Origin of the sequence: Kocuria sp. 2SI (genome assembly GCF_005502825.1) — a bacterium.
GTDB classification, from domain to species: Bacteria; Actinomycetota; Actinomycetes; order Actinomycetales; family Micrococcaceae; genus Kocuria; species Kocuria palustris.
The window spans coordinates 1-19,646 of sequence record NZ_SCNB01000026.1; the positions used below are offsets into that span (position 1 = coordinate 1).

General features: G+C 71.3%; 17 protein-coding genes and 1 tRNA gene. 6 read left to right on the top strand and 12 right to left on the bottom strand.

The features are described 5' to 3' along the window. The first annotated feature begins 22 nt into the window (after nucleotides 1-22). Nucleotides 23-1,687: a GH25 family lysozyme gene (locus FFS25_RS13465; protein ID WP_171004201.1), complete on the top strand. Its 1,665-nt coding sequence runs from the start codon at nucleotides 23-25 to the stop codon at nucleotides 1,685-1,687. Between the two features lie 256 nt (nucleotides 1,688-1,943). Next, entirely contained in the window at nucleotides 1,944-3,122 is a 1,179-nt protein-coding gene (locus tag FFS25_RS11865) for a CAP and S-layer homology domain-containing protein (RefSeq protein ID WP_137803066.1), read from the top strand. A 106-nt stretch (nucleotides 3,123-3,228) separates the two neighbouring features. On the opposite strand, the gene FFS25_RS11870 is transcribed toward FFS25_RS11865, so the two are convergent. The 3 genes from FFS25_RS11870 to FFS25_RS11880 all read right to left on the bottom strand — a co-directional run bounded on the left by FFS25_RS11870 (nucleotide 3,229) and on the right by FFS25_RS11880 (nucleotide 5,903). Next, the gene (locus tag FFS25_RS11870) at nucleotides 3,229-4,212 is read right to left on the bottom strand and encodes a ribose-phosphate diphosphokinase (RefSeq protein WP_006214192.1); all 984 of its coding nucleotides are present in this window, start codon (nucleotides 4,210-4,212) and stop codon (nucleotides 3,229-3,231) included. After that, nucleotides 4,209-5,732: a bifunctional UDP-N-acetylglucosamine diphosphorylase/glucosamine-1-phosphate N-acetyltransferase GlmU gene (gene glmU, locus FFS25_RS11875; RefSeq protein ID WP_137803075.1), complete on the bottom strand. Its 1,524-nt coding sequence runs from the start codon at nucleotides 5,730-5,732 to the stop codon at nucleotides 4,209-4,211. The genes FFS25_RS11870 and glmU overlap by 4 nt, the downstream gene beginning before the upstream one ends. Before the next feature lie 98 nt (nucleotides 5,733-5,830). Then, nucleotides 5,831-5,903: transfer RNA gene (locus tag FFS25_RS11880), tRNA-Gln, on the bottom strand. Nucleotides 5,904-6,053: 150 nt separating this feature from the next. Between FFS25_RS11880 and FFS25_RS11885 the strand changes: the two genes are divergently transcribed. The 3 genes from FFS25_RS11885 (at nucleotide 6,054) to FFS25_RS11895 (ending at nucleotide 9,699) form a co-directional block, all read left to right on the top strand. After that, nucleotides 6,054-7,886 carry an ABC-F family ATP-binding cassette domain-containing protein gene (locus FFS25_RS11885; protein ID WP_058871757.1) on the top strand — a complete coding sequence of 611 codons (1,833 nt, stop codon included), beginning with the start codon at nucleotides 6,054-6,056 and terminating at the stop codon, nucleotides 7,884-7,886. 28 nt (nucleotides 7,887-7,914) lie between these two features. Then, on the top strand, nucleotides 7,915-8,250 hold the full coding sequence (locus FFS25_RS13860) for a PaaI family thioesterase (RefSeq protein WP_249933889.1): 336 nt from the start codon (nucleotides 7,915-7,917) through the stop codon (nucleotides 8,248-8,250). Nucleotides 8,251-8,352: 102 nt separating this feature from the next. Then, nucleotides 8,353-9,699: a phosphotransferase gene (locus tag FFS25_RS11895; protein WP_137803067.1), complete on the top strand. Its 1,347-nt coding sequence runs from the start codon at nucleotides 8,353-8,355 to the stop codon at nucleotides 9,697-9,699. A 6-nt stretch (nucleotides 9,700-9,705) separates the two neighbouring features. Here FFS25_RS11895 and FFS25_RS11900 read toward each other — a convergent pair whose 3' ends face one another. The 5 genes from FFS25_RS11900 to rsmI form a co-directional block, all read right to left on the bottom strand. Next, nucleotides 9,706-10,809 (bottom strand): acyltransferase family protein, encoded by a 1,104-nt coding sequence (locus tag FFS25_RS11900; protein ID WP_171004202.1) that lies wholly within the window; start codon nucleotides 10,807-10,809, stop codon nucleotides 9,706-9,708. A 191-nt stretch (nucleotides 10,810-11,000) separates the two neighbouring features. Next, nucleotides 11,001-11,975, bottom strand: a complete 975-nt coding sequence (locus FFS25_RS11905) for a GHMP family kinase ATP-binding protein (RefSeq protein WP_249933890.1) — start codon at nucleotides 11,973-11,975, stop codon at nucleotides 11,001-11,003. Then, on the bottom strand, nucleotides 11,972-12,964 hold the full coding sequence (gene rsmA, locus FFS25_RS11910; protein ID WP_137803070.1) for a 16S rRNA (adenine(1518)-N(6)/adenine(1519)-N(6))-dimethyltransferase RsmA: 993 nt from the start codon (nucleotides 12,962-12,964) through the stop codon (nucleotides 11,972-11,974). The genes FFS25_RS11905 and rsmA overlap by 4 nt, the downstream gene beginning before the upstream one ends. Nucleotides 12,965-12,981: 17 nt before the next feature. Continuing rightward, complete coding sequence (locus FFS25_RS11915; protein ID WP_137803071.1) at nucleotides 12,982-13,986, bottom strand: TatD family hydrolase; 1,005 nt, start codon at nucleotides 13,984-13,986, stop codon at nucleotides 12,982-12,984. Between the two features lie 112 nt (nucleotides 13,987-14,098). Next, nucleotides 14,099-14,998: a 16S rRNA (cytidine(1402)-2'-O)-methyltransferase gene (gene rsmI / locus FFS25_RS11920; protein WP_006213391.1), complete on the bottom strand. Its 900-nt coding sequence runs from the start codon at nucleotides 14,996-14,998 to the stop codon at nucleotides 14,099-14,101. A 47-nt stretch (nucleotides 14,999-15,045) separates the two neighbouring features. On the opposite strand from rsmI, the gene FFS25_RS11925 reads away from it, so the two are divergent. Continuing rightward, complete coding sequence (locus FFS25_RS11925; RefSeq protein WP_375543938.1) at nucleotides 15,046-16,680, top strand: dolichyl-phosphate-mannose--protein mannosyltransferase; 1,635 nt, start codon at nucleotides 15,046-15,048, stop codon at nucleotides 16,678-16,680. 72 nt (nucleotides 16,681-16,752) lie between these two features. Here the strand turns inward: FFS25_RS11925 and FFS25_RS11930 are convergent, their stop codons facing one another. From FFS25_RS11930 to FFS25_RS11945, 4 genes are all read right to left on the bottom strand, one after another. Next, nucleotides 16,753-17,760, bottom strand: coding sequence for a DUF1461 domain-containing protein (locus tag FFS25_RS11930; RefSeq protein ID WP_137803072.1), 1,008 nt, complete (start codon nucleotides 17,758-17,760; stop codon nucleotides 16,753-16,755). After that, on the bottom strand, nucleotides 17,757-18,008 hold the full coding sequence (locus tag FFS25_RS11935; RefSeq protein ID WP_006213394.1) for a Trm112 family protein: 252 nt from the start codon (nucleotides 18,006-18,008) through the stop codon (nucleotides 17,757-17,759). The genes FFS25_RS11930 and FFS25_RS11935 overlap by 4 nt, the downstream gene beginning before the upstream one ends. A gap of 225 nt (nucleotides 18,009-18,233) precedes the next feature. Then, nucleotides 18,234-19,055 (bottom strand): DUF3499 family protein, encoded by an 822-nt coding sequence (locus FFS25_RS11940; RefSeq protein ID WP_058871763.1) that lies wholly within the window; start codon nucleotides 19,053-19,055, stop codon nucleotides 18,234-18,236. Nucleotides 19,056-19,105: 50 nt separating this feature from the next. After that, nucleotides 19,106-19,573: a WhiB family transcriptional regulator gene (locus FFS25_RS11945; protein ID WP_235586796.1), complete on the bottom strand. Its 468-nt coding sequence runs from the start codon at nucleotides 19,571-19,573 to the stop codon at nucleotides 19,106-19,108. Nucleotides 19,574-19,646: the final 73 nt, after the last annotated feature.

Consider the following 19,646-nt stretch of genomic DNA (forward strand, 5'->3'; position numbering starts at 1 on the left):
CCCGCGAACAGATAGGCCCCGCGTGTCTCCCTCCCCCCGCCACACCGCGACCTGCTCCGTGCTGTCCCTGACGGCTCTGACCATCACCTCCCTTCTCACCGCCGTCCCGTCCCACGCCGAGGAGTCCCCCGCCACCGGCACCACCGATGCGGGCGCCCCGGCGGGCGAGCTGCCCCTGGTCGACGGCGAGGTCGTCTCCTACGACGACGAGGCCGTGGCCTCCTACGACGACCCCGAGCTGCCGCAGTCCGCTCCGAGCACCGGTGATGACACTCCCGGTGCCGCCATGGGCCAGTACCAGAAGACGGTCGAGGAGGCCAAGCACCTCTCGGAGGACTCCGAGGAGACCATGGAGCAGATCGAGGGCGGGGACCTTCCCGATCCCGAGGACACCGCCTCCGCGTCGTCCACCTCGGGTCCCATCGGCGCCATGTCGCTGAGCGTGCTCGGCAGCGCCTGGCAGCCCTCCGGCATCCAGGGCATGGATGTCTCGGGATGGCAGCCGTCGGTGAACTGGACGCGGGAGTACTCCATGGGCGCCCGCTTCGCCTATGTCAAGGCGACCGAGGGCACCACCTACACCTCGTCCGCCTTCGACAGCCAGTACATCGGCTCCTATCAGGCCGGGATGACCCGCGGCGCCTACCACTTCGCCGTGCCGACCCGCACCTCCACCGGTGCTGCGCAGGCGGACTACTTCGTGGACAACGGCGGCGGCTGGTCCGCCGACGGCCGCACGCTGCCCGGCCTGCTGGACATCGAGTACAACCCGTACCCAGCCTACGGCAACATCTGCTTCAATCTCTCCCAGTCGGAGATGGTCAACTGGATCGAGAGCTTCTCGAACCGCTACGAGAAGCGCACGGGCCGTCTGCCCGCGATCTACTCGACGACCGACTGGTGGGCCACCTGCACCGGCAACACTGCTCGGTTCAACGACCACCCGCTGATGATCGCGCGCTGGACCGGCTCCCCCGGAGTCATGCCCAACGGCTGGAGCACCTACGACATCTGGCAATACTCCGAGACCGGCCCGTTCTCCGGCGACTCGAACGTGTTCGGCGGCAGCGCCGCCAAGCTGCGCGACCTGGCCATCAACCCGAACTACCGCCCGATCGGCGGCAAGGCTCCGACGACCGCGCCCACGACCGCCGGCCCGTTCCGCGATGTCTCCGCCAGCAATCAGTTCGCCACCGAGATCACCTGGGCCAAGAACAAGAAGTACCTCAACGGCTGGTCCGACGGCACCTACCGCCCCACCGAGAACATCGACCGCAACGCCATGGCCGCCGTGGCCTACCGCATGGCAGGCTCCCCCGCCTACACCCCGCCGCGCGTCTCCCCCTACAAGGACCTGACCCCGCAGTCGGCCTTCTACAAGGAGATCACCTGGGCCCGCTCCGAAGGCCTGCTCACCGGCTGGTCCGACGGCACCTTCCGCCCCCTGAACGACATCGACCGCAACGCCACCGCAGCGCTGCTCTACCGCATGGCCGGCTCCCCGTCCTACACCGCACCGCGGACCACCTCCTTCAAGGACGTCCCCACCGGATCCGCCTTCTACAAGGAGATCCACTGGATGAGCGCCCAGGGCATCACGACCGGCTGGAACGACGGCACCTTCCGACCCCTGGACCAGACCCACCGCGACGCCATGGCCGCCTTCCTCTACCGCTTTGCCAACTGACCCCTGACGGTGCCCGCCCGCCCGGTGCTCGGGCGCCGTCAGGACCCGCTGACCATCGCGGCTGCGGCAGGACCCCCTGCCGCAGCCGCTCCCGCCCGGCTCGCAGCCGTCACCCGCGCGACTGCGAGCCCCGACGCTCTGCCCCGAGGCTTCTTCCCCGTCACGGACGCAGCACCACCCGGACGCGCTCCCGCGTCCGGAACCAGATGCAACCGCTCAGACGGCACATCGTCCGTGCCAGCAAGGGAAGTGACCCATGACCCGTTCCGTTCGCCATCGACTCGCCGGCGCAGCGCTGGCCGCCGCGGCCCTCACGGCCCTGCCCGTGATGCTCGGGCCCGCACCCGCCCAGGCCGCCTCCCAGGACATCGTCAGCGTGGCCTCGTCCCAGAAGGACGGCTACCGGCAGCAGATCCTCAGCGAGATCAATGCCTACCGGACGGCTCGCGGCCTCAAGCCCGTGCGCTACTCCTCCACGATCACCGGCATCGCCCAGGACGAGTCCGATCGAGTGGTGCGTGCCGAGTACGTCAGCCACTCCCTGAACTTCGTCTCCGATCCCCGACGCGGCGCCGGCGTGGACGCCATGAATGAGATCACGGCCCTCGAGTACTCGATCAACCCCAAGGCCCTCGTCACCTGGTGGAAGAACTCCCCTGATCACAACAAGGTGCTGCTCTCCCCCAAGATCGACGTGATCGGCATCGGCGTCACGATCGCCGACGGGAACCTTGCTCGCACCGGGCAGCCCTGGCGGATCGTCTCGGTCGTCGACGGCTACGGCTATGCCTCGGGCTACGGCCCCTCCGACGCCCGCTCGTCGGTCACCTCATCCACGACGGCCAAGCCCACCACCAGCTCCGCCGTGAAGCCCCAGGCGACCCGCAAGACCGTCCCTGCCGGGCCCTTCGCCGATGTGCCGGGCGACCATCCTTTCGCCTCCGAGATCAGCTGGGCCAAGTCGAAGGGCCTGCTCACCGGCTGGTCGGACGGCACCTTCCGCCCGACCCAGAACATCGACCGCAACGCGATGGCCGCCGTGGCCTACCGCATGGCCGGCTCGCCCGCCTACACCCCGCCCAAGGTCTCCCCCTATAAGGATGTGTCCCCGTCCTCGGCCTTCTACAAGGAGATCACCTGGGCACGCTCGAAGGGCCTGCTCACCGGCTGGTCCGACGGCACCTTCCGCCCGCTGAACGACATCGACCGCAACGCCACCGCCGCGCTGCTCTACCGCATGTCGGGATCGCCGGCCTACACCGCACCGAAGACCTCCTCGTTCAAGGACGTGCGCCCCGGCTCGGCCTTCTACAAGGAGATCCAGTGGATGAGCGCCCAGGGCATCACGACCGGCTGGAACGACGGCACCTTCCGCCCGCTGGATCAGACCCACCGCGACGCCATGGCCGCCTTCCTGCAGCGCTACTCGTCCTGACCCGCCTTCCGGGTCCGGCACAGCACGACGCCCTCGCTTCCGCACGGAAGCGAGGGCGTCGTCGTCTGTCCGCCGCGGCGATCTCAGGATCGGCGGCAGCCGGGTGTCAGGAGCGGCCGTTGAACAGGCTGGTGACCGAGCCGTCCTCGAAGACCTCCTGGATGGCCCGAGCCAGCAGCGGGGCGATCGAGAGGACCTCGAGGCCCTCGAAGCGGTGCTCCGGCGGGACGGGCAGGGTGTCGGTGACCACGACCTTGCGGGCGCCGCAGCTCTGCAGGCGCTCGACCGCGGGGTCCGAGAACACCGCGTGGGTCGCGGCGATGATGACGTCCTTGGCCCCTGCGGCCTTCAGGACCTTCACCGCCCCGGTGATGGTGCCGGCGGTGTCGATCATGTCGTCGATCAGCACGCAGGTCCGCCCCGCGACCTGGCCGACGACCTCCTTGGAGACCGCCTGGTTCGGCACGGTGATGTCGCGGGTCTTGTGCACGAAGGCCAGCGGCGAGCCGCCCAGGCGCTCGGCCCACTGCTCCGCCACGCGCACACGGCCGGTGTCCGGGGAGACCACGGTGACGTTGTCGACGTCGTCCACGAGCGTGCGCACGTGATCGGCCAGGATGGGGATGGCCATGAGGTGATCGACGGGGCCGTCGAAGAAGCCCTGGATCTGGGCGGTGTGCAGGTCCACGGACATCAGGCGGTCGGCGCCTGCCGTCTTGTACAGATCCGAGATCAGGCGAGCGGAGATGGGCTCGCGGCCCTGGTGCTTCTTGTCCTGGCGCGCGTACGGGTAGAAGGGCGAGACCACGGTGATCGAGTTCGCCGAGGCCCGCTTGAGCGAGTCCAGCATGAGCAGCTGCTCCATGATCCAGTGGTTGATCGGCGCCGGGTGGGACTGGATCAGGAAGGCATCGGCGCCGCGCACGGACTCGCTGAAGCGCACGTAGGTCTCGCCGTTGGCGAAGTCGTAGGCGTCGGTCGGCACGAGCTCCGTGCCGAGCTCACGCGCGACGTCCTCAGCCAGCGGGAGGTGCGCCCGGCCCGAGAGCAGGACGAGGCGGCTCGATCCGTTGTTGAGGATCCCGGTCATCGTGACTCGCTTTCTCCGGCCACACGGGCCGACGCGGTGCCGTCCGCGGTCTGCCCCGCGGACGTGCCTTCGGTTGTACCAGACTCAGCTGAACCCGTGCGGGCCCGTGCCGAGGCCTCCGCGGCTGCGGTGCCGGCGCGGTGCTGCTCGACCCAGCCCTTCACGATCACAGCACGGCCCTCGGTCAGCGCCAGGGCCCCTGCCGGTACGTCCTTGCGCACGGTGGTGGACGCACCCGAGTAGGCGCCGTCGCCGACCGTCACGGGGGCCACGTACATGTTGTCCGAGCCCATGCGGACGTGATCGCCGATTGTGGTGCGGTGCTTGTTCACGCCGTCGTAGTTCACGAACACGGAGGCGGCGCCGATGTTGGAGCCGGTGCCGATGGTGGCATCTCCCACGTAGGACAGGTGCGGGACCTTGGAGCCCTCGCCGATCGTGGAGTTCTTGGTCTCCACGAACGTGCCGATCTTGCCGTCGGCACCCAGCTCCGTGCCCGGGCGCAGGTAGGCGAACGGGCCCACCGAGGCGCCGGCGCCGATCCGGGAGTCCGAGCCGTGCGTGCGCACGACCTTGGCCCCGCGGCCGACCTGGACGTCGTCCAGGGTGGTGTCCGGGCCCACGACGGCGTCCTCGCCGATCGAGGTGACGCCGTGCAGCTGCGTGTTCGGCAGGATCGTGGCGTCCTGCCCGATCGCGACCTCGACGTCGATCCAGGTGCTCGCCGGGTCCACGACGGTCACGCCATTGAGCAGGTGGCGGCGCACCGTGACCTGGTTGAGGTGCCGGCCGAGCTCGGCCAGCGCCGCACGGTCGTTGGCACCCTCCAGCTCCATGTAGTCCTCCATGAGCGCGGCGTCCACGCGGCCGCCGGCCTCGCGGGCGATGCGGGGGACGTCGGTCAGGTACATCTCGCCCTGGGCGTTGTCCGTGGTGACCGCGGCCAGCGAGTCCCGCAGGACGTCGGCGTCGAAGGCGAAGATCCCCGAGTTGATCTCGGCGACCGCGCGCTCGGCCTCGGTCGCGTCCTTGAACTCGCGGATATCGGCGAAGGAGCCGTCGGCATCGCGCAGGATGCGCCCGTACTTGCCGGGCTCGGGGTGCTGGGCGGTGAGCACCGTGACCGCGCTGCCGTTGTCCTGGTGGGTGCGCACCAGATCGGCCAGCGTGTCCGGGGTCAGCAGGGGCACGTCGCCGTAGGTGACCACCACGGTGCCCTCGACCCGCTGCTGGGCGTCCAGGGCCTCGAGCCCGGCCAGCACGGCGGAGCCGGTGCCCGGGACCTCGGACTGATCGGCGATGATCGCCTCCGGGTCGAAGGCCAGGACGTGCTGGGCCACGCGGTCCCGGTCGTGTCGGACCACGACGGCCAGGCGCTGCGGGTCCAGCGAGCGCGCCGCCGCCAAGGAGTGCTCGACCATGGAGCGCCCGCAGATCTCGTGCAGGATCTTGGGAGTCTTGGACTTCATCCGCGTGCCCTTGCCCGCGGCCAGGACGATCACTGCGGCCGGCGGCACCATCGCCCCGGCGGATTCCGTTGTGCTCACGACTGTCGTGCTCCTCTGGGATGGGATGTCGAGGGGACGGGACGAGTCGGTGGGCTGCCGCGTCCCGTCGGTTCCGCCTCTAGGGTTCGAACCTAGACTCCACGGCTCCAAAGGCCGGGGTGCTGCCAATTACACCAAGGCGGATCGCACCGTGGCGCGGCAGGTGCGGGACCGCTTCTCTCGCGGCTGCCGCGGGCACCGCGCGTGCTGGCCCACACTACCAGTCGGCACTCAGGCTCCTGGTGATGCCGCGGGCCCTCCGGCGTCCGCCGCGGCCGATAGGCTGAGCGGATCATGGCTCATCTACTCGGCGGGGAGAACCTGCACCTGTCCTTTCCCACCCGCACGGTCCTGGAGGGCGTGACGGTCGGCATCGACGCCGGCGACCGCATCGGCATCGTCGGGCGCAACGGCGACGGCAAATCGACCCTCATGAAGGTCCTCGCAGGACGGATCGACCCTGATCAGGGACGCGTGACCTCGCGCTCCGGGACCCGGATCGGGATGCTCGACCAGGCGGACGTCCTGGATCCGTCGCTGACGGTCGGTCAGGCCGTCGTCGGGGATCGTCCCGAGCACGAATGGGCCGGCGATCCCAAGGTGCGCGACGTCATCGGCGGGCTCGTGGCCGATCTGGACTGGGACGCGCCGGTGGGCGAGCTCTCCGGCGGCCAGCGCCGCCGCACCGCCCTGGCCGCGCTGCTGGCCCAGGAGTGGGATGTGCTGTTCCTGGACGAGCCCACCAACCACCTCGACGTCGACGGCATCACCTGGCTGGCCCGGCATCTGAACTCGCGGTGGCCCAAGTCCCAGGGCGGGCTCGTGGTGGTCACCCACGACCGCTGGTTCCTGGACGAGGTCTCCACCGCCACCTGGGAGGTCCACGACCGGATCGTGGATCCCTTCGAGGGCGGCTATGCGGCCTACGTCCTGCAGCGCGTCGAGCGCGACCGACAAGCCGCTGTGACCGAGGCCAAGCGGCAGAACCTCATGAAGAAGGAGCTGGCCTGGCTGCGCCGCGGCGCCCCTGCCCGGACCTCCAAGCCCAAGTTCCGCATCGAGGCGGCCAACGAGCTGATCTCCGATGTCCCGCCGCCGCGCGACACCGTGGAGCTGTCGCGGATGGCCGTCTCGCGGCTGGGCAAGCGCGTGGTCGACATCGAGGATGCCTGGGTCACCTACACCGGGGCCCACGACGACGAGGAGACCGGCCACCGGGAGGCCGGCGAGCACACGGTGCTCAAGGACGTGACGTGGCTGATCGCCCCCGGCGAGCGCACCGGCATCCTGGGTCGCAACGGCGCCGGCAAGTCCACTCTTCTGGGACTCGTCACCGGCGACGTCCAGCCCACCTCCGGAACCGTCACGCGGGGCAAGACCGTGAAGCTGGCCGTGCTGACCCAGCAGCTGCGCGAGCTCGAGGAAGTCGCCGAGGACCGCGTCTCGGATGTGGTCGGGCGCTACCGGACCTCCTACGTGACCGGCGGCAAGGAGATGACGCCCGGGCAGCTGCTCGAGCGGCTGGGCTTCACCAACGAGCACCTGGCCACGCCCGTGAAGGATCTCTCCGGCGGGCAGAAGCGGCGCCTGCAGCTGCTGCTGATCCTGCTCGAGGAGCCCAATGTCCTGGTGCTGGATGAGCCGTCCAACGACCTCGACACGGACATGCTCGCGGCCATGGAGGACCTGCTGGACACCTGGCCGGGCACCCTGCTGGTCGTCTCCCACGACCGCTATCTGCTCGAGCGGGTGACCGATCAGCAGTACGCCGTGCTCGACGGCCGCTTCCGGCATCTGCCCGGCGGCGTGGACGAGTACCTGCGCCTGGCCGACGGCTCCGCGCTGCAGACCTCCGAGTCGAACCCCATGGCCGCCTCCGCGTCCTCGCAGGGCTCCTCCCTGTCCGGGGCCGAGTCCCGCGCCATGCAGAAGGAGGTCGGGTCGATCGAGCGCAAGCTGTCCAAGCTGCGCGAGACGGTGGCAGACCGGGAGCAGGAGCTGGCCGACCACGACCAGACCGACTTCGAGGGCCTGGGCGAGATCACCGCCCGCATGAACGCGGCCAAGGACGAGATCGACGAGCTCGAGATGCGCTGGCTCGAGCTCTCCGAGCAGCTGGAGGGCTGATGCGGCCCCACCACCGGAGGAGACGCCCATGACCGCGGGAGAGCCCGCCGAGCAGACCGGCGCCGCACAGGCTGTAGGGAAGGCCCAGGATCCGGGCTGGTCGTCGATGACCGGGCTGGAGACCCTGCGCTGGCTCAAGGACCACGATTCCGACGCCGTCCCGTCGATCCGCCGGCTGCTCGGGATGAGCTTCGATGAGGTCGAGGCGGGCCGCGTCGTGATGTCCGTGAAGGGCATGCGGCTGCGCGCCGAGGGCACCACGATCCACGTGGGCGGGCGCACCGCGACCGCTGAGGGCCAGGTGCATCACGAGAGCGGACGGCTCATCGCTCACGCCACCACGACCTGCCTGATCATCCGCTGAGCGCTCGCCGACGACTGCGGGCGCCCGCGCGCACCTCGGGTTATCGTCGGGGAGATCGCGCGGTGAGGATGCCGCCGGCTTGAGATCCCGAGGGGAGACGACGTGGTCCCTGCCCCACCCGCCGACGGCGTCGCCGCGGAGCTGGCGGCCGTCGAGGTGCTGCGCGGCTCCGGTCTGCGCCGGGCCCTGGACTCCGTGCTGGCCGCCCATGGGCTGGCGCTGGGGCGTCGTCGGCTCTGCGCATCGGACGGGCGGCCGTGGCGGCGGATCGGCCTGCACCACCGCCCGGGCGCCGGGGTCACCGGCGTCTACGCGCTGCGGCTGCGCCACGATCTGCAGGGGGCGCCCACATGGCCCGGCAGGCTGCCGTCGCAGGACCCCGACGAGGTCGTCGTATGCCTGTCGACCGGGGCCATGCCGGCGCTGCCGAAGTCGGGCTCGGACTCCTCCTGGGGTGACCCCGGCCCCGTCGCGGTGGAGGCCGAAGGCTGCGCCCTGATCGGGTGGCTGTGGCCCGAGGACCCCTGGCTGCCGGGGCTTCGCAGCTCCACATCTCTGCTGGATCCGAGCCTGGGACTGGGCCTGCCGGATCCAGAGGCGCTGTCTCCGGCGCCTCTGTCCTATCGCCCCACCCGGCGCGCCGTGCTGCGCCTGAACGCCGACGGACTCGACGACCCCGCCGCCTGGCTCAAGGTCGTGCGGCCTGCCCGTCAGCACGAGCTCGTGCAGCGCCACCTCAGCCTCTGGGAGGCGGGCGTCCCGGTGCCCCAGCCCCTGGCGGTCTCCGGCGACGGCGGCGTGCTGCTGGCGCACGTTCCGGGGCACCCCGCCTCGCGGAAGCGACACGACCACCCGGAATCGCCGCTGCAGGCGGAGCATCTGCTCGCCCTGCTGGACCGGCTTCCGTGCTCGGTCATGGACCTGGCCCGGCGTCCGTCGTGGACGGATCGCGTCCTGGACTACGCGCGCTCAGCTGCGGCCTCCCTGCCGGAATCGGCCGAGGAGGTGCTCGCCCACGCGGAGGCGGTGGATGCCGCGCGGTGCGCGTGCGAGGACGCTGACCTGGTCCCGAGCCACGGTGACTTCCACGCCGGCAACGTCATGGTGGGACCCCGACTGCTGGAGCCGTCCCTGGGGCCGATCACGGGCCTGCTGGATCTCGATTCCGTGGGTCCGGGTCGCCTGGACGATGACCTGGCCTGCTATCTGGCGCACCGCTGCGCGCAGCTGGACGACCCCCGGGACGACCGCGCTCCCCTCTCCGCGCCGTCGATCGCGCCGGTGCTCGAGGCCTTCGACGGCATCGTGGATCCCGCGTCCCTGCGCGTGCGCGTCAGCGGCGTCCTGCTCTCCCTGGTCTCCTCGGCCGCCCGTCGGGGAGGCGAGGAGGCCGCAGCGCGGCGCCTGCAGCAGTCCCGGCAGGCGCTGCGCGCCGCGCAGGAGGTCTGAGCCGCCTCAGACCGCGTGGCGACCGCGCGAGACCCGCGGATCGGCCGGCTGCGGCAGGCCCCACAGCAGCGGCACCGATCCGGTGACCCGGTGGATGACCAGCGCCACGACGACGGTGAGGACCGTGAGCAGGACCGGACCCGCCCAGAGCATCACCGTGCCCATGGCCTCCGGCCAGGCCACGCGCGTCATCAGGCCGAGCAGCAGCTGCAGGATGATGGCGTGCAGCACGTAGATCGGCAGGCTGCGCGAACCCGCCGCTCGCGCCCAGCCCATGCCGCGGCGCCCGTCGAGCAGGTGCAGCAGCCACATCCCCGCAGGAATCCCCAGCAGCGGCGGCACCGCAGCTGTGAAGTGCTCCAGGACGGGGACCTCGCGGGTGGGCATCCACAGCAGCAGCGAGACCGCGAAGGCGACGCACCAGGCCAGTCCCTGCCACACGGGGATCTGCGGCACTCGGGTGCGGATGGCGCTGCTGCCCCAGGCCCCCGCCAGGAAGAACAGCCAGTGCTGGGGCACCTCGTTGCTGCCCCAGGAGACCTTGTCGACCAGACCCGGGACGAAGAGCACGTACAGCGCGAGCGCCACCAGCACGACGCCGATCCGCGGTCGCGTCCCCACCACGGCCTGCAGGCCGTAGTAGACCGCCAAGGCGATCAGGAACCAGAGGTAGGAGTCGAAGGTGAGCGTCTCATGGACCCACTCGCCGAGCTTGGCCCCCGGAGTCAGGGTGTCCGAGACCGCTCCGATGAGCAGGTAGGAGACCGCAAAGACGACCGTCCAGACCACGAACAGCCACAGCATGTTCAGCGGACGACGACGCCAGTACTGCCTGCCGTACTTCTCCAGCGAGCGAGTGACGAAGAAGCCTGCCACGACCATGAAGACGGGCATCCGCCACAGCCCGAGCAGGATGTTGACGTCGTTCCACAGGCCGTGGGCCTGCCACCCGTACTCCTGCTGGAGCCCGTAGGCGTGCCCCAGCACCACCAGGACGATCGCGGTTCCCTTGACCGTGTCGATCCACCGCTGCCGCGGTGCGGCTGCCGAGGCCCCGCTCTCCGGTCCGCCCCGATGCTCAGTCGCGGCGACGGAGCTGTCCACTGCCATGCCTCTCCCCTGCTGTTCGACCGCACGCCCCCTGCGCACGGGCATACAAGCCATCCAGCATGAGGCCTTTCGACAGCATCTTCCAGGGACTCGGACGAGACGTCCCCTTCAGTAAGGGTGCCTCATGACTTTGCAGGCACACGATCGCGCCCCGGGTCTGCGTTGCGTGTCCGGGCGGGAAGCCGGGTGTCTCAGCCGATGGTGCAGGCCACGGCGCACAGGCCGCGCTCGCGCAGCTGTGCCGCCAGCACCCGGCTCGACTCCGCGCCGTCGTCATGACCTGACGTGCGGGGCAGCGCGACGATCGTGGGCCCCGAGCCGGAGACCATCGCTCGAGCGTCCAGCTCCTCGAGCTCGTCGAGGCGCCGCCGCAGCTCGGGCGACATCTGCAGAGCCGGCGCCTGCAGATCATTGGCCAGCGCCTCCCCGCCGACCGCAGACTCGCCCTCAGCCAGGGCGCGCAGCAGCCCGGCGGGCACCTCCAGCTCGGACTCCCGCACCGTCGGTGCAGCGCCCTCGGCGCGCATCCGGTCCAGGGTCGCGAAGACCTCCGGAGTGGACAGCGCGCCGGTATCAGCCACGAGGACGCCGTGCCATCGGACCCGCACAGGCACGGCGCGCAGCTCGGTGCCGCTGCCGGTCCCGACCGCCGCTCCCCCCGTCATGGCGAAGGGGACGTCGGCGCCCAGGCCCGCACCGATCTCGAGCAGCCGCTCGCGCGCGATCGCATGGCCCGTCTCCCGCGCGATCAGCTCGGCGGCCGCGCTCAGCGCCGCTGCGGCGTCGGCAGAGCCTCCGCCCATCCCGCCGGCCACCGGCACGGCCTTGGCAATCCGCAGCATGAGACCGCTGGGCAGGTCCGGGGCCTCGGCCAGCACCGCCTGGGCGGCCCGGACCGCCAGATTGCGCTCGTCGAGCGGCACGAGAGTCGGGTCGAAGGCGCCGGCAGCCTCCTGCTGGGCCACCAGGGAGCCTGCGACCACCCGCAGCTCGCAGCCCACGGATCCGGCCGGGCGCTGCGGATCCAGCTCGAGCTGCACGGTCTCGAGTTGATCGACCGCGGCGTACAGGCTGGCCACCGAGTGGTAGCCGTCCTCGCGCAGAGGGCCCACCCGGAAGCAGAGATTGACCTTGCCCGGGGCCACGGCCTGGACCGGTCCGCTCACGATTGCCCGCCGATCGAGGCGCGCGGTCCCCCGATGATGCCGCGGGAAGCACCGGCCGCCGCGATGCTCGCGAAGCCCAGCACGTCGAGCTTCTCCCCGCGCTCGGACGGGGCGATGCCGGCCTCGATCAGGATCTCCTCGGCCAGCGCCCCGGAGCCTGCCCAGCCGGACAGTGCGGCCCGCAGCGTCTTGCGGCGCTGGGCGAAGGCAGCATCGACCACGGCGAAGACGGCATCGCGCTCGGCACCCTCCCCCTCTCGACCAGACAGACTCAGCGCCTCCGCAGCGCCGATGCGCGCCAGCGGCTCGGCGCGACGGCGGAAGCGCACCAGTCCCGAGCTGATCCGCGGCGCCGGCCAGAAGACCTGGGTGCCGATCACGCCGGCCTTCTCGACCTCCGCATGCCAGGACGCCTTGACCGACGGCACGCCGTAGACCTTGGACCCGGGCCGGGCCGCCAGGCGGTCTGCGACCTCGTCCTGGACCATGACCAGCCCCTGGCGGATCGAGGGGAAGCGCGCCAGCAGGTTCAGCAGCACAGGCACGGCGACGTTGTACGGGAGGTTCGCCACGAGCGCCTCAGGCTCCCGGGGCAGCGAGGCGACCTGCAGCGCATCTTCCAGCACGACCTCGAGCCGGTCGGCGGCCTCAGGGCGGAAGCGGGCGACGGTGTGCGGCAGCTGTGCGGCCAGCGGCGGATCGATCTCCACGGCGACCACGTGCTCGACAGCATCCAGCAGCCCCAGGGTCAGCGAGCCGAGACCGGGGCCGACCTCCAGCACCGTGGCCACAGGACCGTCGTCGTGAGCGGCTTCCAGCCGTGCGGCGGCGACGATGCGGCGGATCGTGTTGGGATCGATCACGAAGTTCTGCCCCAGGGTCTTGGTGGGGCGGATGCCGGCGGAGGCGGCCAGCTCCCGGATCTCGGCGGGACCGAGCAGGGGGAGGACAGCGGGTTCCGGGGCATCAGGGCTCTGCACGTCGGACATGCTATCGGCCCACCGCCTCAGTGCTCGCCGTAGACCTCGCGGGAGGTGCGCTCGAGCTGCTCGCACAGCTGCTCGAGCGGGGTCTCGAGGTGCTCAGCGATCCAGCGCGCCGTCTGCACCGCCAGGTACGGCGCGTTCGGCCGCCCGCGGTAGGGGTGCGGGGTGAGGAACGGAGCATCGGTCTCGACCATGATCAGCTCGCGGCGCGCCTCCCGCAGCCCGGCCTGGACCCCGTGGGAGTTCTTGAAGGTGACCGTGCCCGAGAAGGACATGTACCAGCCGTTCTCGTTGCAGATCCGCGCCAGCTCGGCATCGCCGGAGAAGCAGTGGAAGACGGTGCGCTCGGGGGCGCCCTCCTCCAGCAGGATCCGCACGACGTCGGCGTGGGCGTCGCGGTCGTGGATCTGCATGGCCAACCCGTGCTTCTTGGCCAGGCGGATGTGCTCGCGGAACGAGTCCTGCTGCAGCTCGTGGCGGTCCTTGCCGGTGCGGAAGTAGTCCAGTCCGGTCTCTCCGATCGCCCGGGTGCGCTCGTGCCCGGCGAGCTCGTCGAGCACCGTCAGGGCGTCGTCGAGCGCGTCCTTCTGCGCGAGCGCGGGGGCGTCATTGGGGTGGATCGCCACGGCGGCCAGGATGCGCTCGTCGGCCTCTGCGGCCTCGACCGCCCAGCGCGAGGACGGGATGTCGCAGCCGACCTGCACGATCCCCCGGATGCCGAGGTCCTGGGCGACATCCAGGGCATCCGGGATCCCGATGTGCACCCTGCCGTCCTGGATGTCGATGTGCGTGTGGTTGTCCACGATCGGCAGCGGCAGCGGCTGGGGAGCCTCCGGGAAGCTCAGGTCGCGCTTGTGCCCGGTCTCGGCGGATTCGCCGCGGCGCCTGGTCCCCGGGCCCGACGGCGCGTCCTCCGGCAGCTGATAGTGCTCGGAGCGGTAGGCCTCAGGGGTCTGACCGGGCACGGTCGCGGGTCGCTGGGCGGGGTCCGGCCACAGCGTCTGGTTCAGGCGGGAGGTTCTCATCCCGCCCAGGCTAGCCCGTCGCCCCGACGCCTATCGGCCCCACTGCGCACCCACCGGTCCGATGGCCCGGTCATCTCCGAGGGCTCCGGGCGGCGAATGATGGCGGTGCGCGTCAGGACCGAGCGGCGAGCACCGCCTCGTAGAGATCCCGCCTCGAGACTCCGTGCGCGGCGGCGATCTGACCGGCGGCGTCCTTGAGCCGGGTCCCGCGTGCGACCTCCTGCTCCACCAGTCCCACCAGATCCGCAGCCTCCTCAGGCTCGGCTGCCGGAGCTCCCTGGACCACCACGACGATCTCCCCGCGCAGACCGTCCTCGCGGATCCGCTCGTGCAGATCGCCCAGGCTCCCGCGCAGGACCTCCTCGTAGACCTTGGTCAGCTCGCGGGCGATGGCCGCAGGGCGCTCCGGGCCGAAGGCCTCGGCCATCGCCTCGATCATCGCTGCGATCCGGTGCGGGGCCTCATAGAAGACCATCGTGCGCTTCTCCCCGGCCAGCTCCACCAGATGCGCGGAACGGGCCCCGGGCTTGCGCGGCAGGAAGCCCTCGAAGGCGAAGCGGTCACTGGGCAGCCCCGAGACCGCGAGCGCCGTGAGCACGGCCGACGGACCCGGCAGCGACGTGACCGGCAGGTCCTGGGCTGCGGCGGCGGCCGCGACCCGGTAGCCGGGATCGGAGACGGTCGGCATGCCTGCGTCGGAGACCACCACGACCATCGAGCCGCTGCGCACCTCGTCGAGCAGCTGCTGGGAGCTGGACTCCTCGTTGTGCTCGTGATGAGCCACCAGCCGTCCCGTGATCTCGATCCCCAGTCCCGAGGCCAGACGACGGGTGCGGCGCGTGTCCTCCGCAGCGACGACGTCGGCGATGGACAGGGCGGCCTTCAGCCGGTCGGAGGCATCGCCCAGGTTGCCGATCGGGGTGGCGGCCAGGACCAGGCAGCCGCCCTGGGGCAGCCCCGCGATCCGAGCGGAGTCGTGGCGGTCAGCGGGGGCGTTGCGATCGGTGCTCACCGGACCACTGTAGATCCCGGGGCTCACGGGCATTCGCTTCCCCTAGCATGATCTCCGTGTCCCCCTCGCACTCAGCGCCGCCGCCGGCCCCTCCTCCCACGACCTCGATGGCCGTCCTCGACTCGGCCGCCTGGACTCCGCGCCGGTCCGCGCCCACGGAGGCCGAGCTGCGTGAACGGCTGCTGCCGCGCACTCCGCTGAGCCTGTCCCGGCTGTGGCTGCTGCCGCTGCTGAGCATCCTGCTGGGGGCCTTCCTGCGCTTCTGGCACCTGGGACAGCCGCAGGACATCGCCTTCGACGAGACCTACTACGTCAAGGACTCCTGGGCGATCATGCTCTCGGGCTACGAGCGCGAGTGGCCCGACGACGCCGATGCCGGCTTCGCCGCCGGAACCCCTCCCGAGCCGCTGGACGCGCCCTCCTATGCGGTGCATCCGCCGCTGGGCAAGATCCTGATCGGGCTGGGCATGCGTCTCTTCGGCGCCGGCGATGCCTTCGGCTGGCGCTTCTCCTCCGCCGTGGCGGGGACGCTGATGATCGTGCTGGTGGTGATCGCCGCCGCCCTGCTGTTCCGCTCCCCCATCGTCTCGGCCATCGCCGGGCTGGCGCTGTCCGTCGACGGGCTGCACATCGCCCATTCGCGCCTGGCCCTGCTGGACATCTTCCTGGCGCTGTTCGTCCTGCTGGCCTTCGTGCTGCTGCTGCTCGACCGCCAGGACGCCCGAAAGCGCCTGGCCCGACGGATGAGCGCCCGGAGCGTCCGCTGGGGCCCCGGGCTCGGCGTGCGCTGGTGGCGGATCGCCGCCGGCGTCTCCTGCGGGCTCGCCGTGGCCGTGAAGTGGAACGCTCTCTACTTCGTGGCCGCCCTGGGCCTGCTCACGGTGATCTGGGACCTCACGGCACGGCGCGCCGCTGGTGTGCGGCTCTGGCTGCCGTCGGGGCTGCTGCGCGACGGCATCCCGGCCTTCCTGTCCATGATCCCCGTGGCGCTGGCGGTGTACCTGGCCACCTGGACGGGCTGGTTCCGCTCCACCGGCGGCTACCGCAGGCAGTGGGCCGCAGAGCACCCCGACGACGGCCCGCAGTGGCTTCCGGCCCCGCTGCGCTCGCTGTGGGAGTACCACGTCTCCGCCTACGACTTCCATCAGGGGCTCTCCTCCGAGCACACCTACATGTCCCAGCCGTGGGACTGGATGTTCCTGGGCCGGCCGACGTCGTACTTCTACGAGTCCCTGGGCCAGGGCCAGTCCGGCTGCGAGGCCGCCAAGTGCTCGCAGCAGATCTTCAACCAGGGCAACCCCGGGATCTGGTGGGCGGGCCTCGTCGCTCTCGTCGTGGCCGTCGTGGTCGTGGCGGTGCGCCGCGACTGGCGCATGGCGAGCCTGCTGAGCCTGATCGCGGTCGGGTGGCTGCCGTGGCTGATGTACCCGGAGCGCACCAAGTTCTTCTTCTACGCCCTGCCCTACCTGCCGTTCCTGGTCCTCGTCCTGGCCGGAGTGGCCGGGCTGCTGCTGCCGGGGCCGCACACACGGCCGTGGCCGGCGCGGATCGGCTGGACCGTGGTGGGCCTGTGGCTGTGCGCGGTGCTGGCTCTGGCCGTGTTCTTCTGGCCCCTGTGGAGCGCCCAGGTCCTGCCCTACGACCACTGGCGGGCCCGCATGTGGTTCGACAATTGGATCTGAGCGGAGGAGGACGGAGCCCCGCAGGTGCGCTGTGCGCTCCTGCGGGGCTGCTCGTCTGCCGGGTCTGCTGGATCAATCCCGACGACGCCCGCGCCGACCCGAACGGGCCCGCTGCGCCAGGACTGCGGCCAGCACCGAGCCGCACACGGTGATCACGGCGATCGTCCCCGCCGCGTCCATCCAGAACTGCGTGGGGTAGAGCCGGATCAGGGTGTCGGCGTTCGAGAACGTCCAGGTGCCGTCGGAGAAGAACAGGGAGTGGAACCCCGCGAAGAACTGCTGCCAGCCCAGTGCCGCCCCCACCGCCAGAGCGGCGGAGGCGATCACGGTCAGCCAGCCGCCCACGGCCACGGAGGTGAGCAGGCCGTCGCGGTCGCGGCGGCGCAGCAGGCCCAGCACGAGTGCCGCCAGGACGACCACGAACCCCGCCCACAGGCCGATCTGCAGGACCCACTTCACGTCGGTCATGTGGGAGACCTCCTCCGGCGTGAACCATGGCCGCCCGGACGAGGTGCGCACCTCCCCCAGGAACGGCCCCGGGGCCCAGTTGAGGACGTAGTCCATGCCCTGGGAGCCCAGGATCATGCGGTCCTCGGCCTGGAACCCGTAGGGATCCTCGGGGAAGCCCGGGCGGTGGTACTCGATCCACAGGAACAGCGGCGTGGCCACCAGGCGGATACTCACCACCAGCAGCGACAGCGGCACCGCAAGTGCCACGAGCACGCGGGTCAGCGCCCCCAGTGCGCCCAGTCGCCCGCCCTGCTCCTCCGCTCGACGGGAGCCGCCCGAACGGGCCTCGGGCGCATGCGCCGTGCTGCCGCGGCCCGGAGACTCCGGCTCCGATCGATCATGTGTGCGGGGCTGCTCGGCGGAGTGCGGGGAGACGTTCTGCCGACCAGCATCGCCCCAGGGCTCGACGGGCCCGCTCGTCGAGCCGTCCGCAGCGCGTGAAGCGTCAGGCCTCCCGGAGGAGGCCAGCTGCTCGGAACTGCTCTGCGCGGAGACCGCCGGGCCCAGGTGGGCCCACTGCGCTCCGGAGGTCAGCGGCTGCTGGGGGCGAGCCGGACGCGACCGGCTCACCGGGGCCCTCGGTCCGCCATCGCCTGAACGGGCAGCAGATGCGGGATGCCGTCGGTGATCTCGTAGACGGGGTGGATCCCCTCCAGGTGCGGAAGCTCGCTCATGAGGTGATGCTCGTCGAGGGGCAGCAGCCGACCGCGGGTCAGCGGGCAGCGCAGGATCTCGAGCAGGTCCGCGGAGAGCTCGGAGATCCCTCGCCCGCGGTGGCGGACGCGCTCGATCGACTCCTGAGCAGCGGAATCCTGCACCCATGGGAGCCGTCCCGTGCTCGGACGGCTGGTGGAGCGGGATGCGGGGAGATCCGACTCGGAGGTCCCGTCAGGGGACGAGCCTCCTGCGGGTCGAGACGACGGATCGGAGCCAGGAGCGCTGGTCATGTGCGGAGGCCTTCGGCTGGGGGGACCATGGTCGCGGCGACCTCATCGAGGGGCGCCGTGGGCCATTGTAGGGGCAGGTCAGGCACCGAGTCCGGCTCAGGAGCGCCCGCGGCGCAGATGCGGGCGGCGCATCCCCTCGGGCTGGGGGCGCGCTGCTCGGCGTGCGGGCACGTACACCGTGCTGTGGCTGGCGAAAATCTCATCCGTCAGGGAGTCGAAGGCACCGTCCTCGCCGTGGAGGGAGCCCGCCTCGCCCGGATCGTCGATGCCCTGGACGGGCTCCCGCTCCTGCACGGGATCGGAGACGGCGCGCAGCCCAGCCGCGCGCCCGCCCGACACGCTCGGGTGCTCGGGAATCGCAGCGACCGGGGCTTCCTCCGGCGCGGAGGACGATGCCTCGCCGCCGTGCTCGACGGACTCCTCGGCCGGCTCCTTGTGCCCCGAGGAGCTCACGGCCCTCAGCCGGGAACGACGCCTGCGGCCCCACCCCTTGGAGGCGGAGCCGAAGGGGTTCCCCGGGGCATCATCCCCGGCGGCGTCCTCGTCATCGGCCTGCGGACTCTGCGTCTGCGATCCGGCGTCCGCGGCAGGCACGTGGGTCCGTGCGGCACCGGGCAGCGTGCTCAGCGGCGCCAGCGGCGCGGAGTCCGCCACGAGGTCACCGCGCTGAGCCGCGGGCGCCTCCTCGTCCTGGGAGTCGGGGATGCCCTCGAGGCGGACGATCTCCCAGCCGCGCGGAGGGGTCATGCGCTGGGCGTGCGGAACGCACAGGTCGTACGCGTGCGGCTCCGCATGCACCGACAGCGGTCCGATGACAGCGGTCGAGTCCGAGTACACGAACGTCAGGGTGGTCCGCGCGGGTCGACGGCAGCTCTGCCGGGAGCAGAGTCGATCCAGCGGTGCTTCTGCGGTGCTCATTCGAGGAAGGCTACCCTCCGGTCGATCCGTCGCCCGGGCATCCGGGCGCGTCAGCGCCCGGCGCGGCGCAGACGACGGCGCTCGCGCTCGGAGAGCCCGCCCCAGATGCCGAACTTCTCGTCGTGGGCCATGGCGTAGTCCAGGCACTCATCGCGCACCGGGCAGGCGAAGCACACGCGCTTGGCGTCGCGGGTCGAGCCGCCCTTCTCCGGGAAGAAGGCCTCGGGATCGGTCTGAGCGCACAGGGCATCGGTCTGCCAGGTGAGCTCGCCCCCGTCGTCGTCTACGCCGTAGACGCCGGCCACGGCCTGCCAGATGGAGCCGGGGACCTCGGAGGCATCCTGGAAATCCGCGCTCTCCGTATCCGACAGCGCGCTCAGACGCCGCGCGGGCGCCGCGGAGGCGGAATCGCCGTCGACCGGGTCCAGGAACCAGTCCTGCGGCACTGCGCGGGCGCCGCGGCGGCGGCGGCGGGCGGGCTCGGACAGCTCAGCGCGACTTCGTGCGGGCTCTGCCATGTCGGTCCTTCCGGTGCGCGTGGATCTGTGGGGCTCGTGCGGCGTCATGCGCCATCTCATGCGGCGAAGACGC

Bases quoted from the DNA above. Each gene is read 5' to 3' on its own strand.
- FFS25_RS11865 (WP_137803066.1), top strand. From the start codon at position 1,944: ATGACCCGTTCCGTTCGCCATCGACTCGCCGGCGCAGCGCTGGCCGCC.
- FFS25_RS11870 (WP_006214192.1), bottom strand. From the start codon at position 4,212: ATGACCGGGATCCTCAACAACGGATCGAGCCGCCTCGTCCTGCTCTCG.
- glmU (WP_137803075.1), bottom strand. From the start codon at position 5,732: ATGGTGCCGCCGGCCGCAGTGATCGTCCTGGCCGCGGGCAAGGGCACG.
- FFS25_RS11885 (WP_058871757.1), top strand. From the start codon at position 6,054: ATGGCTCATCTACTCGGCGGGGAGAACCTGCACCTGTCCTTTCCCACC.
- FFS25_RS13860 (WP_249933889.1), top strand. From the start codon at position 7,915: ATGACCGCGGGAGAGCCCGCCGAGCAGACCGGCGCCGCACAGGCTGTA.
- FFS25_RS11900 (WP_171004202.1), bottom strand. From the start codon at position 10,809: ATGGCAGTGGACAGCTCCGTCGCCGCGACTGAGCATCGGGGCGGACCG.
- rsmA (WP_137803070.1), bottom strand. From the start codon at position 12,964: ATGTCCGACGTGCAGAGCCCTGATGCCCCGGAACCCGCTGTCCTCCCC.
- FFS25_RS11915 (WP_137803071.1), bottom strand. From the start codon at position 13,986: ATGAGAACCTCCCGCCTGAACCAGACGCTGTGGCCGGACCCCGCCCAG.
- FFS25_RS11925 (WP_375543938.1), top strand. From the start codon at position 15,046: ATGATCTCCGTGTCCCCCTCGCACTCAGCGCCGCCGCCGGCCCCTCCT.
- FFS25_RS11940 (WP_058871763.1), bottom strand. From the start codon at position 19,055: ATGAGCACCGCAGAAGCACCGCTGGATCGACTCTGCTCCCGGCAGAGC.
- FFS25_RS11945 (WP_235586796.1), bottom strand. From the start codon at position 19,573: ATGGCAGAGCCCGCACGAAGTCGCGCTGAGCTGTCCGAGCCCGCCCGC.